The organism is Fulvivirga aurantia (genome assembly GCF_009711475.1).
In the GTDB taxonomy this organism is placed as follows: domain Bacteria; phylum Bacteroidota; class Bacteroidia; order Cytophagales; family Cyclobacteriaceae; genus Fulvivirga; species Fulvivirga aurantia.
This window is the reverse complement of record NZ_SMMD01000557.1, coordinates 1-3,977: the sequence shown is the minus strand read 5'-3', so window position 1 is coordinate 3,977 and position 3,977 is coordinate 1. Positions and strand designations below refer to the sequence as shown.

The following is a 3,977-nucleotide window of genomic DNA, read 5'->3' as shown; positions in this document are numbered from 1 at the left end:
TTTAACTTACTTTGTCGTAATCAAACTCTGACAAGAATTTTTGCGCTTCTTCCACATTTTGAAATTCATAGTTTTTTCGCTCACCAGTTGAAGCATGTATTTCTACTTTTACCACATCTACCATGGTGTTTTTCTTAAAGCTGGTGGTCTCAGGCTTAAACTTGTCGTAGTTTTCTTCTTTGGCTATATGAAATTGCGTAGCGCGCACAGAACCGCAATATTGACACTCATAATGCTTGATCAGTTCTCCTTCCTCCAAATCAGAAGGTTGTTTGATGATCTCTTCACGCACTACTTTTAGTGTGTAAAAACCACAGTTACCACACTGCAGTGCCTCAAGGTGACCTTTATATTTCTCAATTTTGGTATCTCCGGATGATTCATCAATCCAAACGTCATAATCTACAGAAAAAACATCTTCTTCTGCCTGCATCCCTTCATCAAGATGAACATCTTCTTCATCTTCTCTCAAAAGCCTCATTTTATTTCCCGTTTTGGGATTAACCCGAGGCATATATCTCCATTTTTTAAGTTTTTTATTAAGCCTTGTTGGGTAGTAATATTGCAAAATAAGTGCAGATATATAACCGACTAAAGTACCACCTGCCATGGCTATAAATAGCCTAACAGAAAACCATACAGGATCGAAATTAAGCTCACCTTTACCATAAGTATTTATAAACATAGCAACACCTATGGCTATAAGGATAAAGCATATTTTATAGGTTTTAATTTCCTTACTCCTGATGTAATCATACTTGTCTTTATAATCTCCGATTGAGGAAATCCTGATTTTGTGAGCAAGGTATACCACCAGGGCCAATAGAACCATTACAACCGAACCCACGGTCATTATTTGATGCCAGATCGTTAAAAATTCTCCGGTAGCTGTTTCTTCCATATTACGCTTAGTGTTTTGGTTTTATTTTGCTAAAAGGTTTTTGTGTGCAATATTGTTTGTAATATAATAAAATAGAGGCTCATTTTATGAAAACCGTCAAAAAAGCATTCTTTAAAACCCTTGCAAGAGTTAATAAACTCATCATGCCTCAATATAGTAAGCGCGACCTAAATCGCCTTTCCAAGCTGGATCAAGCACTTATAGCCTATCGCTATTACGTCACTAAAAATGCTCTGGACGATTAAAAGTCTATAACTCAAGCCATACTTCTCAATAATTTAAAGTCTATAGAGACTCAATGTGTCTTAAAAGATTGTGCATTATTACACATATTTAAGTTTCTAATTTGCACTTATTAATCTTAATTACTATAATTACCATTATTATAAAGTGCAATTTTACACAATATGAAAGCTCAAGAACATAAGAGAATTGACCGGGAGTTTGAGTTATTTACACTTAGACACTTTGAAAAGCCCAGGAAATGTAAAAACCTGGAGCAGGTAAGGTTTTATGTACAAGAGCTTGTAGAAAAAATAGAAGACTTTAAACATCGATTTGATTATGTGCCAGAGGCAGCTTATCAGCTATTGGCGCAATACAATACCATCCAGAATTCGATGGTTTTTGAAGAATTTAAAAAAACCTATTAGTAGAATATATGCCTTCTTTTGGCAACATGAGGTTTGTACCCTCTCCCACCCCACTTAATTATAAAGTGGTTTATAGTGCTACGGCCAACGAATCAGGCCGTATGCAATACCACCGTATTGTTCCTGGTGAGAGCAAAGTAAGAATCAGCAGAACAGAGTTTGTAGATAAATTTAACTCCTTACACATACTCGCTGTGAGACCGTTGCCGGTAGACAATGCACAGGTATTTCAATTTGAGTTTTATGCCTGATCGACTTAAATGATTAGTCATATTGACTTAAAAACTGTCTAATATCCTCAGCTCATTTATCACCTAAAAATTGTTTTTAGTCCATAGAAAACCTAATTCCATAGATATTTAGACGATGCATTGATCTTGTACTAGTGAATTTCGTATGTATTATTTGAAAATCATTAGACATGACAGTTCAAACTTTCTATCGCTTCATCTCGCTAAATATTTGGGGCAATCTACCCTCAAATTTTCAACGATCCATATCGAAAGCCTACGCTAATATTTACAATAAGTCTTTTTCTAAATATGTAATAAAGCCCTATTGTAAACTCAATTACAAAGACCCTGATTATCTAACTCAATTTACCTCTGCTACGGGCAATGAGGGTTATAGTAGTTTTCAGGACTTTTTCACCAGAGTATATAAAACCCCTCCTAAAGTCTTATCGGAGTTTATTTGGCCGTGCGAAGGGCTATTGTGTGACTATGGAAAGGTGAGCGAGCTTCCTGAAATAAATGTAAAAGGTGATAAAAAGAATGTAAGAGCTATTTTTGGAGCTTTGGGCAGTTCGATTCCAGATGACTACTACTTTTCTAACGTTTTTTTACATAACAATAATTATCACAGAATACATGCGCCAACTAATGGCATCATTAAAAGCATCGAACACATTTCTGGTGATTTAGTAATGCTTAGGCCATGGCTTTATAAAAATGATCCCTCACTGCCTGCTATGCGCAACGAACGCGTAAACCTTACGATAGAAGATGTTAATGGTAAATTATGGTATTTATCTATTGTAGGTGGGCCAGCAGTAGGCACGATTGTGCTAAACGAAGCCGTAAAACTAAACGCACATATCAATGTTGTAGACGAAATCGGTCTATTTTTATTGGGATCCACTTGTTGTATTGCAGCACCGTACCCCACAGTATGTGAGGTAGGAGAAACAGTTTATGTTGGCAATACCTATTGCTCCTCTCAGTTACAAGAGGCTTTTTAGATCTGCAGGAGAATAATTGATAGACTTTAAGGTTTTGTTATCAGAGGTTCTGAATACTAAGTATTTACCATCGACTTGCTTGTAATAACAATCAGTTGCCTTCTCGTTTTTGTAATGATCAACCGTTTGCTGTGCCTCTTCTTCCGTTTTACAGGCTTTACTCATATTTGAGCGCTGTACCTCATCAAACAAGGCCTTAAATTTATCACCCAGGCCAAACTCTAAGACGGCTCCAGACAGTACATATTGGATATCACACAGCGCGTCAGCAACTTCTACGAGGTCATTGTCTTTGATAGCCTCTTCAAGCTCCTTAAGCTCCTCAGCGATAAGAGATACACGTAACTTACAACGCTTCTCATCTGGAATAGCCGGGCTATCCAATACAGGATGTTGAAAGGTTTTATGAAATTCTGCTACTTGTTGAAGAGATTCTGGTTGTTTCATAAGAAATTGCTATCTATAAAATTGAAGCTCAATGTTACTTTTTTTCAACACAAAAGTAAATGCTCAGGGAGATGTTTTTCTCAATTTTAAATAGCCACTATTCGGTGTAAGTCTCTATAATTCCGCCTGTTAGGCGCATGAGACTAATTTGAGAGTCAATAAGGTTATAAGTGGCTTGCAGTTTGTCCAAAGATGCCAACAGACTATTATTTTGGACGGTGCGGTAATCGAAAGAGTTAATTGAGCCGTTTTTGAACTTATCCTCAGAAATAGAGAGGTTGGTATTGGCGGCTTCTTCCTTACGCACATTAATTCCATACAACTGCTGTCTTAATTGATATTGATCATAGGTTTTTGCCAGATCAGCATAAAGTGAAGTGCGCAACTTTTCAGTTTTTATATTGGCGATATCTTCTTGAATTACCGCATTATTGATGGCTCTGTTAATTTTGCCTCCATTAAAAAGTGTGAAGGAAATCGTAAAGTTGGCAAAATAGTTATCAGTAACAGCATTTAAGGGCTCTGCTGGGCCCGGATTAAATCCTCCTTCTCCATTTGGAAATGAAGCATTGCTTAAATCAACCCGACTTCTATTATGGGAAAACCCGCTACGTAGAGAAACCGTTGGATAACGATCAGCTCGTGCTAAACCTAAATTATGACTCATGATCTTTTGAGAAATAAATTGTTTTTTGAGATCTACATTGCGAGAAGTCAGTTTATTGAGCAGGTTTTC

At 36.8% G+C, this 3,977-nt stretch carries 6 protein-coding genes; 3 read left to right on the top strand and 3 right to left on the bottom strand.

Annotation, left to right across the window (positions count from 1 at the left end; translation table 11 throughout):
• Position 1 precedes the first annotated feature (1 nt).
• Positions 2-901: a hypothetical protein gene (locus tag E1176_RS04595; protein ID WP_246205940.1), complete on the bottom strand. Its 900-nt coding sequence runs from the start codon at positions 899-901 to the stop codon at positions 2-4.
• 407 nt (positions 902-1,308) lie between these two features.
• On the opposite strand from E1176_RS04595, the gene E1176_RS04590 reads away from it, so the two are divergent.
• The 3 genes from E1176_RS04590 (at position 1,309) to E1176_RS04580 (ending at position 2,794) form a co-directional block, all read left to right on the top strand.
• On the top strand, positions 1,309-1,554 hold the full coding sequence (locus E1176_RS04590) for a hypothetical protein (protein ID WP_155209394.1): 246 nt from the start codon (positions 1,309-1,311) through the stop codon (positions 1,552-1,554).
• An 8-nt stretch (positions 1,555-1,562) separates the two neighbouring features.
• Positions 1,563-1,805: a hypothetical protein gene (locus E1176_RS04585; RefSeq protein ID WP_155209393.1), complete on the top strand. Its 243-nt coding sequence runs from the start codon at positions 1,563-1,565 to the stop codon at positions 1,803-1,805.
• Positions 1,806-1,975: 170 nt separating this feature from the next.
• Positions 1,976-2,794: a phosphatidylserine decarboxylase gene (locus E1176_RS04580; protein WP_155209392.1), complete on the top strand. Its 819-nt coding sequence runs from the start codon at positions 1,976-1,978 to the stop codon at positions 2,792-2,794.
• On the opposite strand, the gene E1176_RS04575 is transcribed toward E1176_RS04580, so the two are convergent.
• On the bottom strand, positions 2,777-3,241 hold the full coding sequence (locus tag E1176_RS04575; protein WP_155209391.1) for a pyrophosphohydrolase domain-containing protein: 465 nt from the start codon (positions 3,239-3,241) through the stop codon (positions 2,777-2,779). The two genes, E1176_RS04580 and E1176_RS04575, sit on opposite strands and share 18 nt — an antisense overlap.
• Positions 3,242-3,338: 97 nt before the next feature.
• A partial coding sequence (locus E1176_RS04570; protein WP_185152628.1) for a TolC family protein occupies positions 3,339-3,977 on the bottom strand: 639 nt, incomplete at its 5' end.

Coding starts and splice junctions, on each gene's coding strand:
- E1176_RS04595 (WP_246205940.1), bottom strand. CDS start 901: ATGGAAGAAACAGCTACCGGAGAATTTTTAACGATCTGGCATCAAATA.
- E1176_RS04590 (WP_155209394.1), top strand. CDS start 1,309: ATGAAAGCTCAAGAACATAAGAGAATTGACCGGGAGTTTGAGTTATTT.
- E1176_RS04585 (WP_155209393.1), top strand. CDS start 1,563: ATGCCTTCTTTTGGCAACATGAGGTTTGTACCCTCTCCCACCCCACTT.
- E1176_RS04580 (WP_155209392.1), top strand. CDS start 1,976: ATGACAGTTCAAACTTTCTATCGCTTCATCTCGCTAAATATTTGGGGC.
- E1176_RS04575 (WP_155209391.1), bottom strand. CDS start 3,241: ATGAAACAACCAGAATCTCTTCAACAAGTAGCAGAATTTCATAAAACC.